The organism is Rhizobium cauense (assembly GCF_019511525.1).
Classification (GTDB): Bacteria; Pseudomonadota; Alphaproteobacteria; order Rhizobiales; family Rhizobiaceae; genus Rhizobium; species Rhizobium cauense.
In genome coordinates this window covers 1-15,318 of sequence record NZ_JAEUAT010000028.1, presented here as the reverse complement: position 1 = coordinate 15,318, position 15,318 = coordinate 1, and the positions used below count along the sequence as shown (strand labels likewise).

Sequence of the window (15,318 nt, the reverse complement as noted above, 5' to 3'; positions counted from 1 at the left end):
CGATTGGGGTCATTTTTTTGCCCTAACAGACTTCCGCCAAATCAACTCGGCCTTCAACCTGATGGATTGAACCTCGCCCTTTCCGTCTTTAGGCCCGAACCTGCTCAACCACTCGATGGCCCTTGAAGCGATTTCCGCGACAGGCTGGGCGAATGTCGTCAGTTCGTAGGAAGACCAGGATGCCTGCTCGATATCATCGAAACCCACGATGCAGAGTTCGTCTGGGATGGACAGGCCGAATTGATGCCTTGCCGCATCCATGAAACCACAGGCCAAAAGGTCGGTCGCGCAAAAGACAGCGTCGGGACGCTCCTTGGCAGTCAGTAGCCGGTGGGCAAGAACGCGCCCGGCCTCATAGCCCGTCCAGCCGTGGCGTTTTACGATCACATCCATTCCAAGCCCATGGGCAGCAGCAACGAACGCGCGCTCACGCCCCATGAGGCTCGGCGTTCCGGCCTCGGAATTGGCAAAGGCGAGCCTGCGGCACCCAGCCCGCGCGAAGGCCGTCAGGACCCGACCACCAACCTCGTCGTCGTCCAGATTGATCCGAAGCGGACCAGGTTGGTCCTCGTCACGGTTGATGAGTACAAGGCGCTGGCCATTGCGAAGACAAAGCTCCGTTATCGACTTGTCCGGCAATCCTGAAAGAATGATCGATGCATCGGCGCGGTAGCGGATGGCCTGCTGAAGTGCCCGGTCGACACTGCCGTCGGAACGGTCCGTGTTGATGAACATCGCGATCTTGCCGGCATTCTGCAGTTGCAGCGTAAGCTCCCTGAGCAGGGCCGACCGGTAAGGCGTGGCGACCTCGGACGCAATAAGGCAGACAATGCCGCTCTCGTTGCGCATCAGGCCACGGGCGAGATGGTTGACGTGGTAGCCAAGCTCCTCGGCCGCCCGCAGCACACGTTCGCGCGTTTCTGCCGAAACGCTTGCACCCTGGGTGAAGGTCCGAGAGACGGCTGACCGCGACACCCCGGCCTTTTCAGCGACTTCCTGCGCACTAACGAAAATCTTCGACCGCACGTTTCCCTCCCACGCGGTCTTTCCTTAGCCGGTTGTTGCACGTGCGTGCAAGAGATTTGCGTGATGCCTTCGTGATGTTTTTGTGAAAAACGAGTTGACAGTTATTTTTATCATATGCAAGCTCTGCACACGCTTGCAAAAGCGGCGGCGTGGAGGCGCCGTCCCAACCAGGAGGAAATCATGCGATCGGTCAAATTGGCTGCGGCATTGCTTGCCGCGGGTACGTCCTTCGTTGCCTTTTCGGCTCACGCCGCCGGCGATTTAAATGTCATCTGCTCGGCCGACCCGCAGGTCTGCGAATTGATGAAGGGGCTTTTCGAGAAGCAGACTGACATCACGGTGAACATGGTTCGCCTGTCGGCCGGTGAAACCTATGCGAAGATTCGCGCCGAAGCACGCAATCCAAAGACCGATATCTGGTGGGCTGGCACCGGCGATCCCCATCTGCAGGCAGCAGCAGAGGGCCTGACCCAGGAATACAAATCACCACTTTTCGATCAGCTTCAAGACTGGGCGAAGAAACAGGCAGAAAGCGCCAAGTTCCGCACTGTTGGCGTTTATGCGGGCGCGCTTGGTTGGGGTTACAACACGGAGATCCTTGCCAAGAAGGGGCTCAAGGAACCGAAGTGTTGGGCTGATCTGCTCGATACGAGCTACAAGGGCGAAATCCAGATTGCCAACCCGAATTCGTCCGGCACCTCCTATAACACGCTCGCCACGCTGGTGCAGATCATGGGCGAGGACAAGGCTTTCGACTATCTTTCAAAGTTGAATGCCAATGTTTCGCAGTACACCAAGTCCGGTTCGGCGCCGGTAAAGGCGGCCGCTCGTGGTGAATCCGCCATCGGTATCGTCTTCATGCACGATGCCGTCGCGCAGACCGTAGAAGGCTTCCCGATCAAGGCCGTCGCGCCTTGCGAAGGTACTGGCTACGAGATCGGTTCGATGTCGATCGTCAAAGGCGCCAAAAATCTGGAAAATGCCAAGAAGTGGTACGATTGGGCGCTTTCGGCCGAGGCGCAGTCGCACATGAAGGAAGCGAAATCCTACCAGCTTCCGTCCAATAAGTCCGCTGAAGTGCCGAAGGAAGCGCCAAAATTCGAGGACATCAAGCTCATCGACTACGATTTCGCGAAATACGGCAATCCCGATGTTCGCAAGGCGCTTCTTGCCCGCTGGGATAAGGAAATCGGCGCCAAGGCCAACTGAGCCTGATGTCGCCAATGCCCGGGCCGGCATATATGTCCGGCCCGCAGGCTCAGCTGGAAATGTAAGGAGATGCGGACGCGATCATGACCCATGGTAATCGACGGATCGATATCGCTCTGCTTCTTGGTCTTGCAGCCTTCGCCCTGCTTCCTTGGTACAGGATCGAGGGGGGATTCTACAGTTTCGGATGGCTCTCCGGCTTTCCGGGTGACCCTTCGGCGGCTCCCGGAATCTTGCAGATCTTGATGCACGGACGATGGTGGCTTGCCGTTGCCCCCGTGCTCCTGATTGTTGGCGGCGCAGCACGCTTTATGTCTAATCCGATCCGCCGCGGCGCGGTGCTTGCGTGGGCAGGTGTCGTCGGATTTTCCTACCTGGCACTGCAGGGCCTGGCAATTGCGTCCTCTGGGTGGAGCTGGACGATCAGCGAGACGCTTTTCGGCGCGCTCTCTGACGGCCAACCCTCAATGGGCGCAGGCGCTATCCTTGCTGGCGTCGTCTTTGTCCTTCTTTTCTCCTTCGGCCTTGCCGAGCGCGGCGCAATGAAGGGTGATGCCTTTCTTGTCAGCGCCATCACCATGCTCGTCGTACTCGTCGCAATCTTTGTCTTCTATCCGGTTGGCAGCATGTTCGTCGGCGCTTTTCAGGCCTTCGACGGTTCATTCGATCCAACAGGCTTCGTGACCAACATTCAGGACTCTTCCGTCTGGAGCCTCGGCTGTGTCATTGGAGGCGAGCGCTGCGGTGTCGCCTGGCGCACGCTCTGGCTCGCCATCCTGACAGCGAGCGGTGCAACGCTGTTCGGTCTTTGCTTTGCGCTCGTTGCAACCCGCACACGGTTCCCCTTCAAGAAGGGGTTAAGGCTGCTGACAATCTTGCCGATCATCACGCCACCCTTCGTCGTCGGACTGGCGCTGACCCTGTTGTTCGGGCGTGCCGGCGTCGTCACCCAAATGGCGGCAACCCTCTTTGGTACGGAACCCGGCCGATGGCTCTATGGGCTGACGGGCATCTGGATTGCGCAGGTTCTTTCGTTCACGCCGATCTCCTTCCTTGTGCTGATCGGTGTCGTGGAAGGCGTCAGCCCATCGATGGAGGAGGCGTCTCAGACGCTGCGCGCCGACCGCTGGCGCACGTTCTTTCGGGTATCCTTGCCGCTGATGAAGCCCGGCCTTGCCAATGCCTTTCTGATCGCCTTCATCGAGAGCATGGCAGATTTCGGCAACCCAATGGTGCTTGGCGGCAGCCATGGTGTTCTGTCGACGGAGATCTTCTTTGCCGTCGTCGGTTCGCAGAACGATCCCTCGCGGGCCGCCGTCCTTGCGATGATACTGCTATTATTCACCATGTCGGCATTCGTCGCGCAGCGTGTCTGGCTCTCGGGCAAGAGTTTTGCCACGGTGACAGGGAAGGGGGATTCAGGCGCCCACATCGCCCTACCGCGTGGGCTGTCGATCGGCGTGCATGCCATCGTCATCCCTTGGATGGCTTTCACCGTCGTCGTCTACGCGATGATCCTGTTTGGCGGCTTCGTACGCACCTGGGGCCTCGACAACACCCTGACGGTCGAACACTACGTGAAGGCCTTTTCCATCGGCTGGCGTGAAGATGGTGGGATTGCCTGGACGGGTGTCGCGTGGGACTCTTTCTGGACGACAATGGAGATCGCCCTGATCTCCGCACCGCTCACGGCGGCCGTCGGCCTCCTCACGGCCTATCTAATCGTCCGCCAGAGGTTCGTCGGTCGCAGCTTCTTCGAATTTGCGCTGATGATGAGCTTCGCCATTCCCGGTACCGTCATCGGCATCAGTTACATCATGGCGTTCAATCTGCCTCCGCTCGAGATGACAGGTACAGCGCTGATCCTCGTCGCCTGCTTTGTCTTCCGCAACATGCCCGTCGGCGTGCGAGGCGGTGTGGCGGCCATGAGCCAGCTCGACAAGAGCCTAGACGAAGCGTCGCTGACGTTGCGCGCCGACAGCTTCCGCACAATCCGCAAGGTTATCCTGCCGCTCCTGCGGCCGGCAATCACCGCAGCACTCGTCTACTCCTTCGTGCGGGCAATCACCTCGATCAGTGCCGTGATCTTCCTGGTGAGCGCGCAATATAACATGTCCACCGCCTATATCGTCGGCCTTGTCGAGAACGGTGAATATGGCGTGGCCATCGCCTATTCCTCAGCGCTAATACTGGTGATGATCACCGTCATCACTGGCTTCCAGCTACTTGTCGGCGAACGTAGGTTGCGGCGCGAAAATCGGGTCGCCCTTGTTGGCCCCACTGCCGCTTCCGCGCCCCTCGGTCAGGAGAAAATCGTATGATCACTACCGCCGCCGGCTCCGTCGTTTTCGAAAATGTTCAAAAGAACTTCGGGGCTTTCACCGCGATCCCCGACCTTTCACTGACCATCGAGCCCGGAACGCTCGTTACGCTGCTTGGGCCATCGGGATGCGGCAAGACGACGACACTTCGCATGCTGGCAGGACTGGAACACCCTTCCGCCGGCCGCATCCTGATCGGCGGCAAAGACGTCACGATGCTTCCGGCCAACGAACGCGACGTTTCGATGGTCTTTCAGTCCTACGCACTGTTTCCTCACATGACGGCCCTCGACAACGTCGCCTATGGCCTGGAATCCTCCGGCCTTCGTCGCAAGGAGGCGCGCGAGCGGGCGGAAGAAGGGCTGAAGCTGGTCGGTCTCGCCGGCATGGGGCAACGCCTGCCAGCCGAACTATCCGGTGGCCAACAGCAGCGCGTCGCCGTTGCCCGTGCCCTGGTGCTGGAGCCACAGGTATTGCTGCTCGACGAGCCACTCTCCAATCTCGACGCCCGCCTTCGTCGGCGGGTGCGCACGGAAATTCGTGACCTGCAGCAGCGTCTCGGCTTCACGGCGGTATACGTCACCCATGACCAGGACGAAGCACTTGCCGTTTCCGACCGCATCATTGTCATGAAAGATGGCCAGATCGCTCAGGCGGGTGCCCCGCGCGACCTCTACGACAGTCCGGCATCCGCCTTCATCGCCGACTTCATGGGGGAAGCAAACGTGATGCCGTGTGAAGTCGTAAACATCGAGGGTAACAATGCAACGATCAGCGTTGAGGGCCTGCAGCATCGCGTTGTCGGCCGCAATATCCGCACCGGACCTGCGCAACTCGCCATCCGTCCGAACGCAATCACTCTCTCGCCCCGCACGCCCGACGGGCCATTCAACGGCGAGATCACCCATGCCGCCTACCTCGGAGACCATGTCGAATACGAGGTCAAGACGAGCAACGGAATGCTCTTCGTTGTCGATCCGACTGTCGAGCAGGCACTTGCGCCCCGAACAGAAGTGACAATCGGCTTCAAGAATCGCGGCATCGCCATTATCGGTTGAGGCAAATCCATTCCTGCAAGAAGGAAAGCATTTCATGGCATCGCATATCCTACCTGGTCTCGAGGCACGTCTCGCACTTGCTGAGGCCGTTGCTCGCGAGGCAGGCGAAGTAGCGCTCGACTATTTCAGGAAGCGCCAAACCCTCGTTATCGAGACGAAACGAGATCCGCAGGATGTGGTTTCAATCGCCGACCGCGAGGTAGAGAACCTCATCCGCGCACGTTTTCATGAAGCCTATCCTGAAGACGGCATCCTTGGTGAGGAGTACGGGATCGAACATGGCTCATCGGGCTTCACCTGGGTCGTTGATCCGATTGACGGCACAAGTCCATTTGTTAACGGAATGCCCAATTGGTGCGTCTCGATCGGCCTTCTCCATGATGAGGTGCCCGTGGTAGGCGTTATCTCCGCGCCCTGTCACGGCGAACTTTATTCTGCTGCCCTCGGCATGGGTGCCACGCTCAACGGCGAAACACTCGCACTCGACCCAACGCGCAACATCCGCAACGCGGTGACCGGGATCGGTGCAAACAACTACGTCTCGCCTGCCGTCGTTGCAAAAATGGTCGAAAGCTTACTGGACGCAGGCGGCAATTTTATCCGCAACGGCTCCGGCGCACTGATGCTCGCATACGTCGCGGCGGGCCGGCTGGTTGGATACTACGAGCCGTATATGCATGCTTGGGATTGCATGGCTGGCTATTGTCTCGTGAAGGAAGCGGGTGGCTGGTATCACCCTTTCCCGGCAAAGGGTGAAAGACTGACCAAAGGCGCGCCGGTCCTTGCGGCCGCACCAGGAGCAATTGACGACTTAAGAAGTATTGCAGGTGTTTGAAAAACGTCTGCTGGGCGCGCACTGTTGGAGCGTGAGCAGATGCGGCCGGGTAACAAGCATTGAGTTCCGCGCGGACCACGGACACGTTGGAACTCACGAACATTGCCAGTAACGAGCGTCATGTTGAGAGTACACGCATGCGCGGCGATCATCAGATCGTTCAAGCCAATGGTTTGAACCGCCGCCTCCAACTCGGCGCGGATGCCTCCATACCTAATGTCGGTTCGAACATCCAAGGGCAGTGTCGGAACAATCGTCAGTAGGCTTTCAACCTTTGCAGCAACCTCTCGGATCCTTTTTTGCGCAGCGGTATCGCAACTCTGACGCGCTCAAAAGAGCGTCTCCGGCCGAGCAGGAGCATCTTCAATGTCGGGGAGATGGTCTTCGGGACCGAGGCGTGCTTCCTTCTTCCATTCCTCGAGTAGCTCCACAATATTTGTAGGCCGTACCACCGGTTCGATAATGAGTTTATCTCCATCGCGACGGATCAACACACGATCTCCCGGCAATTCAAATTCCGCTGGAATACGAACTGCCTGGCTGCGGTTATTGCGAAATAGCTTCACTTCCTTCGATCGTGATGGTATTGACGGACCTGGCATCAGTGCAAATCCTCCTTCGTATATGCTCCAACGTATATGCCAAGCCAACTCAGATAAAGTACGGCACATTCGCAGTCGTCAAATAAAGCTGCGCTACGCCTAACGCTTGATCGAATGCTGCGCGTGGGATCTGGAGTTCCCATGGAAGTTCGTGGCAACCACCAATTCAAGCCGTGGATGCTAGAGTTCACATGGATAGAGCGAAAGACAACCGTTTGCGGTCAGGCGACGGTTGACCTGTCAGCCCCGTAAAACGGGCGGCAGGACGATCGGATCATCAGGCGACCTGAAAGCACGATTTGCCGTGGAGGCCGGTCCATGCGAGTGGCAAGGCGCTCGAGAATGAGCTGGGCTGCGTGTTCACCAATGGCCTGCACCGGCTGAGCAATCGTCGTGAGGCTCGGCTGGAAGACATCCGCCCAGGGAAAATCGTCAAAGCTCGACACAGAGATGTCGTCCGGACAGCGGAGCCCCATGTCCCGGATGGCCTTCATCACGCCGATGACCATTAGATTGTTAGCTGAAAAGATAGCACTTGGCCGATCTGGCATGACGAGTAATTGCATGGCCGCATGATAGGCATCCTTCTCGCGGAAATTTCCTATCCGAACCAGGGCGTCGTCGTATGGAATGCCGGCATTCTCAAGTGCGCCGCGATAGCCTGCCAACCGACCAAGGCCGGTGGATGTGTCATGCGAACCCGATATGTAGCCGATCCGCAAATGCCCAAGGCCAACAAGATAGTCGATGGCGTCCAGAACAGCGCGCTGGTTGTCGAGGACGACGGCATCCGCTGCTATGCCGTGGTTGATGCGATCGATGAGAACAGTGGGAATGCCGGCACGCTTGAGTACCCGCTCAAGGGCGTGGTCGTCGCCAGCCGGCGCGATAATCAGTCCATCCACCATACGGTCTAAGAGAAGCGAAATCTGCTCTTCCTGCTGTTCTGGATCCTCATCGGTGCAGCAGAGCATCATCGCATAACCCGCGCGGTGCAGCACATCCTGGATGACGGCGACGACATCGGTGAAAAACGGGTTCGTGATATCTGCGATGACGAGCCCGATCGTCTTGGTAGCGCCGGTTTTCAGGCTCCGGGCAATGGCGTTGCGTTTGTAGCCAATGGCAGCAATCGCATCTTCGATCCGTCCCCTCAATTCGGGGCTGACCGGCGCGGTGCCGTTGACGACTGCCGAGACCGTAGCAACTGACACGCTCGCCGTTGCAGCTACGTCCAGCATGGTCGGCTGGGATTTTCGCCTTTTGGAAGAAACCCTGTCCATGATCAAAACGTTTAGATTCAGAATTCGTCGAGCATCGTACGAGAATGGCCGGTTCTTATCAAGATCACGGCGCTTCGTCTCGAGTATACCTTGACAAAATTGAAACGTTTAGATTAGCTTTTACTGTCGCTTACAGCCGCGAGACAAAGATGGAAGGGAGGCCGTCATTGTCATGCAGGAAGAAGTGAACCAATTGCCTTCACGTGCGCCCACTTCGTCCCCCGTGCTGGAAGCGGTCGGCGTTTCGAAGACGTTTGGCGGAATCGTCGCCCTTGACCACGTGAATTTTGACCTGTTCGCCGGGGAGATCCATTCGGTGATGGGAGAGAACGGCGCGGGCAAGTCCACGCTGATGAAGATCCTTGCCGGCGTCTACACCGACTATAGCGGCTCCGTCATGATAGATCAGTCTCCCGCTCGGTTCGGAACCGTGCGCGATGCGGAGGTTGCCGGTGTCGCCATCATTCACCAGGAACTCAATCTCGTTCCCGAACTCTCGATCGCCGACAACATATTTCTCGGTAGGGAACCCTTGATCGCCGGGCTTTTTGTCAACCGGCGCAAAAGCCTGAATGCTGCCCGACGCTTGCTCTCCCGGCTTGGTATTGATCTTGATCCTGAAGCACGCGTTTCATCGCTCAGGATCGGCGAACAGCAACTTGTCGAGATCGCGAAGGCGCTGTCGCTCGACGCCCGCATTCTCATCATGGATGAACCGACATCAGCGCTGTCGCCAAACGAGTGCAAGCGGCTTTTCGCCATCATGCACCAGCTTGCCTCAGAAGGGGTGGGTATCATCTACATCTCACATCGGATCGACGAGGTGATGCAGCTCAGCGACCGCGTTTCCGTATTGCGGGACGGACGGCACGTTTGGACCAGGCCAAAGTCGCAGATCGACGAGCACAGGGTCATCGCGGCGATGGTCGGCCGCAATCTCAACCGCGCCGAGAGTTCCAGGCATGAGGCGACCGCCACGGGCGGTGCGGTGCTGTCGGTTCGGAATCTTTCGCTATCGGTCGCCACCCGGCGGGGCTGGAAACAGGTCCTTAGCAGCATCGATTTTGATGTCGCTCCAGGAGAAATCCTTGGCATCGGCGGCTTGCTCGGGGCAGGGCGCACTGAAATCCTCCAGGCGATCACGGGTGCCAGCAATGGCGAGGTCGGCGGCGAGATCCTGATTAACGGGCAGCCGGCAGCGATCCGCTCACCGGCCGACGCGCGCCGGCTTGGGATTGCCTTCGTGACGGAGGACCGCAAGACGCAGGGCCTGCACCTGCACGATACTATTACGGATAACGTCGCATTGCCGCTTGTCAGCCGATTGGCGCGCTTCGGACTGCGCAACTTTGGCGCGGAAGCGGCGGTTGCCGCCACTGCCATCAGGACGCTTGGTATTCGAGCGTCAGGCATCGAACAGGTCACGGCGACCCTGTCTGGCGGAAACCAACAGAAGGTCGTGATCGGGAAATGCCTCGCCACGATGCCGCATATCCTGCTGCTCGACGAACCAACCCGCGGCATCGATGTAGGGGCAAAGAGCGAGATATACGATCTGGTCTTCCGCCTGGCAGAAGCGGGTATGTCGATCGTCGTCGTGAGTTCGGAGATGCCTGAGCTGCTGCATCTTTCGGACCGAATTCTTGTCATGTCGGAAGGACACCAGACCGGCATCCTGAACCGCGCCATGGCGACGGAGGAGCGGATCATGCACTTGGCGGCCCCGCGATCCGGTATCAGGCACGGGAAGGCTTCTACATGAGCGTCATAAGGCTTGTTTCCCGCACGAAGCTATACTGGGGCCTGATCGCAATTTTCCTGGTCGGTGTCGTCTGGTCACCCGTTACATCTTCGGGCAGGAACATATTTCTTTCGAGTGGCAATCTGCTCGACGTACTGCGCCAGGTGTCGACGACGGGTCTTATCGCAACCGGCATGACGGCTGTCATCATCACAGGTGGGATCGATCTGTCTGTCGGCTCACTGATGGCAATCTGTACTGTCGTGTGCGCCATGTTGCTGACGGTGCCGGGGGAGACGCCGGCCTTCCTTCTCGGCGTGCCGTCGGTGATGCTTGCTGCACTTGTTATCGGGGTCGCCGTCACCCGCTTCATCTTTTCCAATCTCGAAAAGAGCCGCACTGACCTCACTCACGGCCGCGACCTGACGCTCGACCGCATTCGGGGCATCTACCTTCCAGCCCTCGTCGGTATCGCGCTCGGCATCGTGCTGCTCTTCTACATCGTGTCGCAGAGCGAGACCAAGTTCGGCGTGCTGGGCGTGCTCGTGGTGGTGCCGGCCGTCGGACTTCTGTTTGGCGCCATGAACGGCATCATCATTGTCGTCGGCCGCCTTCAGCCCTTTATCGTCACGTTGGCGATGATGGTCACTGCGCTTGGCATCGCGCGGCTGACAGCGGGTCAAAACAACGCGGTTCTGCCTGTATACACGGGCTCGAATGCTACAGCCGATTTCGATGTGCTGCGTTCACTGGTCTTCGGCATTATTCCCATGCCGGGTATCTTCTTCATCGTCGCAATCTCGATCTACGCGGTCGTCCTCAAGTACACACCGTTCGGGCGTTTCGTCTATGCAATCGGTGGCAATGAGGAGGCGGCGCGGCTATCGGGCATCGACAGCGGTCGGGTAAAGATCGTCACCTATGCCGTCTCCGGACTGCTCGCAGGCATCGCTGCCATCCTCTATGTTGCCCAGTATCGCCAGGGCAAACCCGATGCAGGGACTGGTCTGGAGCTCGATGCAATCGCGGCCGTAGTAATCGGCGGTACAAGTCTGATGGGTGGGCGCGGCAGCCTTGCCGGCACATTTTGCGGCGTGCTGATCTTCGGGCTGCTGTCTAATATTCTTCAGCTACACAACATCAATTCCAATCTTCAGCTTGTGCTGAAGGGGCTGATCATCATTGGCACTGTGCTCGTTCAGGAGCGCAATGCGCGCGATATTCTGGCGCGGTTGAGGCTGGCATTGCCGCGACCCGCCCGATCGGAGGCATCCAGGGAGGAGCGTCCGCGCAAGGAGACAATGTCTCTCAACACTGGAGGAAACGGAAATGAAACGTCGTGACATATTCAAGTTCGCGGTCGTCACTGCCGCACTTTTCGCCACCACATCGCTTTTCACTACGCATGACGCGCTAGCACAAGACAAGAAATGGCGCATTGGGTTCTCCCAAGCGACCACCATCGAGCCCTGGCGGGCTCAGTTCAACAAGGACATCATCGCGGAAGCCGCGAAGCATCCTGAAGTCGAGCTGATTATAACCGACGGCGAAGACAAGACCGAAAAGCAGGTGGCGGATGTCGAGAACCTCATCCGCCAGGAAGTGAATGCGCTCCTGATCTCGCCGAAGGAATCCGCCGGCCTGACGGGTGTCGTCCAGCAAGCAATCGACGCAAAGATCCCGGTTTTCGTGTTGGATCGTAACGTGGAGACCGACAAATACGTCCAGTTCGTCGGCGGCGATAATAAATTGATTGGTCGGGCGGCGGGCGAATATGCCGTTGAACTTCTCGGCGGCGCCGGGAAGGCGCAGGGCAACATCGTCGAGATCTGGGGCGGCATGGGAACACAGCCGGCGCATGATCGCCACGACGGCTTCCATGAATTCACCGACAAGGAGCCCGGCATCAAGAACCTCCTTGACCAGCAGTCAGGTGACTGGAAACAGGATCAGGCCTACAACATCATGGCCACCGCGCTGCGCAACAATGAGAAGATCGACCTCGTCTATGGCCACAACGATCCGATGGCCTATGGAGCCTATCTTGCCGCCAAGGACGCAGGCCGCGAGAAGGAGATCAAGTTCATCGGCATCGATGCGTTGCCCGGCGAAGGTGTGACCTGGGTGAACAATGGTGAACTCAGTGCAACCTTCCTTTACGCGACACCGGGAGCGGAAGGCCTGCGCCAGGCGATAAAATATCTCGGTGGTGAGAAAGTCGAAAAGAATGTCGTCCTGCCGACGCTAAAGGTCACAAAGGACAACGCGGGCCAAATCATGAAGGACAACGGTCTCTAACGCCGCGCGTCGCGCAATGCATAACGGGGCCGGCTGCAGCCGGCCCTTTCTTTGCTTTGGTGCGTCTGCGTTCGTTCGACCGGTCTGCTACGCTGAAATGTCGGCGCATGGCGCCCGTTCGATTTTCAACTCGAGGCAGATTTGCGGTGGAGCCAGGATAACGCGACCTCAGACTCTCACCTAAGGTCGCCCTGAGTCAGTCAGAGGCTTCCGATATCTTTCCTGATCCAGTCAGATAGGGATGTCACCGTGTCGACGCGGCGTTTGACGCCAATACGCGCAACGACAAGCATGACGAGTACGCCAATTGATCCAATCGCCGCCAGGAATGGTTGTGCCGTTGTGAAAGACGTTTCGTCGACGGCCGTCGTTCTGGTTTTTCTCATGATGGATCGCGACTAATCAGCCGCGCCTTCTTCAAGCATGGAAGAGGATTTGCGGAGCGTTCAACGTCCCGCGCGAACCGCCAGTCCGTTTCAGGATTTCAGCTTGAAAAGGCGAGACAGCTGTAAAGCCGTCAGAAGGAGATGAAATCTCAGGCCACGGTGGCGTGGGAAATGATGAATACAGCCATTACACGCCTCCTTTGGATTGATTTATACGGCGCAAGAATACACAACCTATGGCAGTTTACAAGTCGGGCAAAGCGGTCGGTAGATTAATGTGTCAGTATTGGCACGCAATAGGGGATGCCGATGGACACCACGATGGACGACTTGCAAGAAAGCAACGGAGCATTCCCGTGCGGATGATGAACACCTTCCCACTACTTGGCCTGTGCATAGGGCAGGTTGCACCGCTTGGTCCACGCGGGGTAGCGAGCGGCATTGTCAAGCATCAGGTGCACCAGGCGTTAATGCTCTCTAGCCTTGGCCTAGAAGGAGACGCGCAGGGCGATACCATCAAACATGGGGGCCCTGAAAAAGCTGTTCACCACTACCCGTTCGAGCACTATGGAGCGTGGAGGGAAGACCTTGGAGAGCATGATCTGCTCATGGCACCGGGTGCATTCGGGGAGAACCTGTCTACGATGCGACTGACAGAGGACGTCGTCGCCATTGGCGACGTATTCGCCCTCGGCGCGGCGGTTGTCGAGGTGAGCCAAGGGCGTCAACCCTGCTGGCGCCTTAATGAGCGATTTGGTAGAAAAACGATGTCGCGCGAGGTTCAGAACACCGGCAGAACGGGATGGTATTATCGAGTTCGGCAGGAAGGCCTTGTGAAGCCAGAGGACACCTTAATCCTTCTGGACAGGAAGGCTCCCGAATGGACAATCCAGCGCATCTGGAAGACGTTTTATGTCGATACCTTCAACCTGAAGGAGTTGAAAGCTATCACTGAACTTCCTTGGCTGGCAGAGGGCTGGCGAAGCTATGCGTCTAGGAGACTAGAAAGTGGCCGCGTGGAAGACTGGGGCCGCCGATTGGACGGCACCGAACTAGCTTCCCGGCAATAGCGCATCTATAACCGAACGAAACTTTTACGGGTACGGCACTATCTGGTTTTCGGCTGTCGTAACGGCCCTGGCTGACCTTCTTGTAAGAAGCTTCCAGCAGGCATTGGACCAATCCCTAACCTACATTTGTCCATTCAACCGTTGACGCTCGGTCACGTCGGCTCATATGCGCTATCATGCATTTCAAATGAGGGGAGCAACCATGCAGCCCGAGAACGCCAGACCAATGCGCGGCCTCGCCCTCAGCCCGTTCGATGAACGCGCAGCATTGTTCGATTACCCATTCGAAGCCGCGCCTATCGGCGTCGCTCTCGTCGCCCCCAATGGTCAAATCGTGAAGGCAAACGGGAGCCTCCTCAAAATGCTGCAGCGGAATGCTCACGAGCTTACAAAACTTCCTTTTGGCGAGATTACTCACCCCGACGACCGCGCGATCGACAGGGCCTTCTTTGACGAGATTCTGAACGGGTCGCGTGATGGCTTCAAGCGCGAGAAGCGGTACTTGCGGCCCGACGGGACCATTGTCGAAGCCGAGTTGACGGTGATTGCTATGCGAAAGGCTTCGGGCGAGGTCGTCAGGCTTCTCTCGATGATAGAAGATGTCACTGAGGCCAAGCGCACGCAACGGCAGCTTATCGAGCGGGCGACCCAGCTGGAGCTCGCAATGGAGGCGGTTAGAGGCGGGTTCTGGCACCTTGATGTGACAACGCAGACATTTGAAACGTCCGATCGCCTGTCGCGTTTCATCGGCGGAGAAGATGCCGCCCGCCTGGACCTCAAGGGCTATCTGAAGAAAATGCATCCAGATGACCATTCAGCGGCTAGCTTGACGCCGCTGCTTGAAGGACATGTCGAGAAGGCTGTGGCTGAGTATCGACTGAACACTGTCGACGGTGAACGGTGGATGCGTTGTGACCGCCGCCTTCTCAGAGATGCCTCGGGAAAGCCGTTCCGTATAATCGGTGTGGTCATCGATTACAGCGAGGAGCACGCACGCTGGGTGGAGCTCGAGAGTGATGCCGACACAGATACGCTGACAGGCCTTTACAACCGGAGAGGCCTGCAGAAGAAATTCGACCGCGTTCGGAAGGACAAGGGTTACCTGGTGCTTACGATAGATCTCGACGGCTTCAAGGAGATAAATGACACCCTCGGTCACGCCGCGGGCGACGGCGTTCTCATCGAGACGGCCTCAAGACTCAGGGCTGCGGTGCGACCGAGCGATGCCGTAGGAAGGTTAGGCGGCGATGAATTTGCTGTGCTGCTCGAAGGGGAGAAGTAGTCGCACAAAGGGTTGCAGACCGAATTGTTCGGGAGTTGGCCCGTCCCATGGATCTGACAGAAGGAACCGTAGTCGCGGAAAGAGCTGGTTCGGTTTGTCTGAACAGATTGGGGCGTTTCGCTAAGTGGATTTCCGCCTCGATTATGCCGCCACCATCATTGGCGTCAGCGCGTTGAAGTAAGCCTGATCCGGCGTCTGCCGGTCAAG

At 58.0% G+C, this 15,318-nt stretch carries 14 protein-coding genes; 9 read left to right on the top strand and 5 right to left on the bottom strand.

Going from position 1 to position 15,318, the window contains the following annotated elements; all coding sequences use genetic code 11:
- Window positions 1–9 precede the first annotated feature (9 nt).
- Window positions 10–1,026 carry a LacI family DNA-binding transcriptional regulator gene (locus JNB88_RS30935; RefSeq protein ID WP_220358790.1) on the bottom strand — a complete coding sequence of 339 codons (1,017 nt, stop codon included), beginning with the start codon at window positions 1,024–1,026 and terminating at the stop codon, window positions 10–12.
- A gap of 180 nt (window positions 1,027–1,206) precedes the next feature.
- Here JNB88_RS30935 and JNB88_RS30930 point away from each other — a divergent pair, with 180 nt between their 5' ends.
- The 4 genes from JNB88_RS30930 to JNB88_RS30915 all read left to right on the top strand — a co-directional run bounded on the left by JNB88_RS30930 (window position 1,207) and on the right by JNB88_RS30915 (window position 6,449).
- A complete protein-coding gene (locus JNB88_RS30930; RefSeq protein WP_220358788.1) occupies window positions 1,207–2,235 on the top strand; it encodes an ABC transporter substrate-binding protein in 1,029 nt (342 codons plus the stop codon).
- Window positions 2,236–2,318: 83 nt separating this feature from the next.
- Complete coding sequence (locus JNB88_RS30925; protein WP_220358786.1) at window positions 2,319–4,556, top strand: ABC transporter permease; 2,238 nt, start codon at window positions 2,319–2,321, stop codon at window positions 4,554–4,556.
- Window positions 4,553–5,614, top strand: coding sequence for an ABC transporter ATP-binding protein (locus JNB88_RS30920; protein WP_220358785.1), 1,062 nt, complete (start codon window positions 4,553–4,555; stop codon window positions 5,612–5,614). The genes JNB88_RS30925 and JNB88_RS30920 overlap by 4 nt, the downstream gene beginning before the upstream one ends.
- A gap of 34 nt (window positions 5,615–5,648) precedes the next feature.
- Window positions 5,649–6,449, top strand: coding sequence for an inositol monophosphatase family protein (locus tag JNB88_RS30915; protein ID WP_037136143.1), 801 nt, complete (start codon window positions 5,649–5,651; stop codon window positions 6,447–6,449).
- Here JNB88_RS30915 and JNB88_RS34465 read toward each other — a convergent pair.
- The 3 genes from JNB88_RS34465 to JNB88_RS30905 all read right to left on the bottom strand — a co-directional run bounded on the left by JNB88_RS34465 (window position 6,347) and on the right by JNB88_RS30905 (window position 8,292).
- Window positions 6,347–6,685, bottom strand: a complete 339-nt coding sequence (locus JNB88_RS34465; protein ID WP_338111062.1) for a PIN domain-containing protein — start codon at window positions 6,683–6,685, stop codon at window positions 6,347–6,349. The two genes, JNB88_RS30915 and JNB88_RS34465, sit on opposite strands and share 103 nt — an antisense overlap.
- Before the next feature lie 93 nt (window positions 6,686–6,778).
- On the bottom strand, window positions 6,779–7,051 hold the full coding sequence (locus JNB88_RS30910) for an antitoxin (protein WP_220358784.1): 273 nt from the start codon (window positions 7,049–7,051) through the stop codon (window positions 6,779–6,781).
- 221 nt (window positions 7,052–7,272) lie between these two features.
- A complete protein-coding gene (locus JNB88_RS30905) occupies window positions 7,273–8,292 on the bottom strand; it encodes a LacI family DNA-binding transcriptional regulator (RefSeq protein ID WP_220358783.1) in 1,020 nt (339 codons plus the stop codon).
- A 214-nt stretch (window positions 8,293–8,506) separates the two neighbouring features.
- Here JNB88_RS30905 and JNB88_RS30900 point away from each other — a divergent pair, with 214 nt between their 5' ends.
- Genes JNB88_RS30900 through JNB88_RS30890 form a run of 3 tightly spaced genes read left to right on the top strand, consistent with a single transcriptional unit; the run spans window position 8,507 to window position 12,373 of the window.
- Window positions 8,507–10,096 (top strand): sugar ABC transporter ATP-binding protein, encoded by a 1,590-nt coding sequence (locus JNB88_RS30900; RefSeq protein ID WP_220358782.1) that lies wholly within the window; start codon window positions 8,507–8,509, stop codon window positions 10,094–10,096.
- Window positions 10,093–11,418, top strand: a complete 1,326-nt coding sequence (locus JNB88_RS30895; protein ID WP_220358781.1) for an ABC transporter permease — start codon at window positions 10,093–10,095, stop codon at window positions 11,416–11,418. The genes JNB88_RS30900 and JNB88_RS30895 overlap by 4 nt, the downstream gene beginning before the upstream one ends.
- Window positions 11,405–12,373, top strand: coding sequence for a substrate-binding domain-containing protein (locus tag JNB88_RS30890; protein ID WP_037136154.1), 969 nt, complete (start codon window positions 11,405–11,407; stop codon window positions 12,371–12,373). The genes JNB88_RS30895 and JNB88_RS30890 overlap by 14 nt, the downstream gene beginning before the upstream one ends.
- Before the next feature lie 200 nt (window positions 12,374–12,573).
- On the opposite strand, the gene JNB88_RS30885 is transcribed toward JNB88_RS30890, so the two are convergent.
- The gene (locus tag JNB88_RS30885; RefSeq protein ID WP_220358780.1) at window positions 12,574–12,759 is read right to left on the bottom strand and encodes a hypothetical protein; all 186 of its coding nucleotides are present in this window, start codon (window positions 12,757–12,759) and stop codon (window positions 12,574–12,576) included.
- Between the two features lie 365 nt (window positions 12,760–13,124).
- Between JNB88_RS30885 and JNB88_RS30880 the strand changes: the two genes are divergently transcribed.
- Both JNB88_RS30880 and JNB88_RS30875 read left to right on the top strand, forming a co-directional pair.
- Complete coding sequence (locus JNB88_RS30880; protein WP_220358836.1) at window positions 13,125–13,829, top strand: MOSC domain-containing protein; 705 nt, start codon at window positions 13,125–13,127, stop codon at window positions 13,827–13,829.
- A gap of 202 nt (window positions 13,830–14,031) precedes the next feature.
- A complete protein-coding gene (locus JNB88_RS30875; RefSeq protein ID WP_220358779.1) occupies window positions 14,032–15,111 on the top strand; it encodes a diguanylate cyclase in 1,080 nt (359 codons plus the stop codon).
- Window positions 15,112–15,318: the final 207 nt, after the last annotated feature.

What these genes read in the sequence shown, in the direction of transcription:
- JNB88_RS30910 (WP_220358784.1), bottom strand. Translation starts at nt 7,051, where the DNA reads ATGCCAGGTCCGTCAATACCATCACGATCGAAGGAAGTGAAGCTATTT.
- JNB88_RS30875 (WP_220358779.1), top strand. Translation starts at nt 14,032, where the DNA reads ATGCAGCCCGAGAACGCCAGACCAATGCGCGGCCTCGCCCTCAGCCCG.
- JNB88_RS30880 (WP_220358836.1), top strand. Translation starts at nt 13,125, where the DNA reads ATGAACACCTTCCCACTACTTGGCCTGTGCATAGGGCAGGTTGCACCG.
- JNB88_RS30885 (WP_220358780.1), bottom strand. Translation starts at nt 12,759, where the DNA reads ATGAGAAAAACCAGAACGACGGCCGTCGACGAAACGTCTTTCACAACG.
- JNB88_RS30920 (WP_220358785.1), top strand. Translation starts at nt 4,553, where the DNA reads ATGATCACTACCGCCGCCGGCTCCGTCGTTTTCGAAAATGTTCAAAAG.
- JNB88_RS30915 (WP_037136143.1), top strand. Translation starts at nt 5,649, where the DNA reads ATGGCATCGCATATCCTACCTGGTCTCGAGGCACGTCTCGCACTTGCT.
- JNB88_RS30895 (WP_220358781.1), top strand. Translation starts at nt 10,093, where the DNA reads ATGAGCGTCATAAGGCTTGTTTCCCGCACGAAGCTATACTGGGGCCTG.
- JNB88_RS30905 (WP_220358783.1), bottom strand. Translation starts at nt 8,292, where the DNA reads ATGCTGGACGTAGCTGCAACGGCGAGCGTGTCAGTTGCTACGGTCTCG.
- JNB88_RS30925 (WP_220358786.1), top strand. Translation starts at nt 2,319, where the DNA reads ATGACCCATGGTAATCGACGGATCGATATCGCTCTGCTTCTTGGTCTT.
- JNB88_RS30890 (WP_037136154.1), top strand. Translation starts at nt 11,405, where the DNA reads ATGAAACGTCGTGACATATTCAAGTTCGCGGTCGTCACTGCCGCACTT.
- JNB88_RS30930 (WP_220358788.1), top strand. Translation starts at nt 1,207, where the DNA reads ATGCGATCGGTCAAATTGGCTGCGGCATTGCTTGCCGCGGGTACGTCC.
- JNB88_RS30900 (WP_220358782.1), top strand. Translation starts at nt 8,507, where the DNA reads ATGCAGGAAGAAGTGAACCAATTGCCTTCACGTGCGCCCACTTCGTCC.